Annotated in this window: 2 protein-coding genes; one reads left to right on the top strand and one right to left on the bottom strand. The window is 31.5% G+C overall.

The window, feature by feature from the left end:
* Positions 1-104 precede the first annotated feature (104 nt).
* Positions 105-611, bottom strand: a complete 507-nt coding sequence (locus tag BUA99_RS14740) for a hypothetical protein (RefSeq protein ID WP_072994042.1) — start codon at positions 609-611, stop codon at positions 105-107.
* A 110-nt stretch (positions 612-721) separates the two neighbouring features.
* On the opposite strand from BUA99_RS14740, the gene BUA99_RS14735 reads away from it, so the two are divergent.
* Positions 722-1,109, top strand: a 388-nt coding sequence (locus BUA99_RS14735) for a transposase (protein WP_143151789.1), incomplete at its 3' end; no start/stop codon positions are given.

Genomic DNA, 1,109 nt, shown 5'->3' with positions numbered 1-1,109 from the left:
GAATGGCATTTTTTACTCGAAAAATATCAACATATCGCTCACTTTAAAAAGTTTTTAATAACTTTAATTGCTTTACATAGGAACCCTAGCTGTTACCAGAAGCCTTAATTGTTCTTCAATATTTTTTTTATTGGATTTAAATAAATTTTTTCAAAGTTATTTTTTAATTCTTGATTTTCATCATATGAAAAATCTTGATTAATGTCTTTCCAATGTCCAAGTTTTAAGCCGTTATTTATAGACACAAACTCTAAAGTAGTTTTGGTTTGATTTCCTCTTATCGCAATATTTAAAATTCTATTTTCGTTAGAGTCGTAAAAATATGCGAGAAACCATAATCCATTTTCAGATTTAGAGTCTTCCAATGTAAAAGAATTATTTGGAAAAATTGACACTTCTGGAACTCGATATTTTCGGTTTTCCTCTTTAAATTTTTCCACGGCTTTTATTACGTCGGATTCTGAGTAGGGAAGTTCATAAGATTCTGCGTCGGCATAACTTCCAGCAGAAATTATATTCATTCTTTTCGCAACTTCATATCGAACAGTTTTACTAAATATTAGAATTGTAGAAATTATTAATATAATAGAAATTAGTATTCTTTTCGTCATTTTTTTTCAAAGGTTTCTGGTAACATTAGTCTGTGAAAAAACTTCGGTTTATTTCTTTCAAAAATAGTCAAATTATTTTAATAAAAGGAAGAAAAGTTGTATATTTAACAATGCAGCACATCACAGGAATACCGCGCAATCAAATGTGTTTTTCTAGTTTAGAAGACACTATTTTACCAGACAACCCCGTTCGTTTTATAGATGCCTTTGTAGATGCCCTGAGTTTAACGGCGATGGGTTTTACCGTACAAACTATAAAAAGTGAAGGCAGACCGAGTTACGATACTAAGCTGTTTCTTAAAATCTATTTGTATGGTTATCTCAATGGATTAAGAAGCTCGCGAAAGTTAGAAAAGGAGTGCGCTCGTAATATAGAGTTGCAGTGGCTTTTATTGGGCATCATACCCAACTACCACAGTATATCCGACTTTAGAAAGGGGAATCCAGCAGGACTTAAAAAACTCTTCAAACTCTTTGTATCTTTTCTAAAAGATGCCG

It is taken from the genome of Flavobacterium segetis, assembly GCF_900129575.1.
Lineage (GTDB): Bacteria > Bacteroidota > Bacteroidia > Flavobacteriales > Flavobacteriaceae > Flavobacterium > Flavobacterium segetis.
Note: the sequence above shows the minus strand (reverse complement) of the source record. Positions and strands in the feature narration are given on the sequence as shown.

Coding starts and splice junctions, on each gene's coding strand:
- BUA99_RS14740 (WP_072994042.1), bottom strand. CDS start 611: ATGACGAAAAGAATACTAATTTCTATTATATTAATAATTTCTACAATT.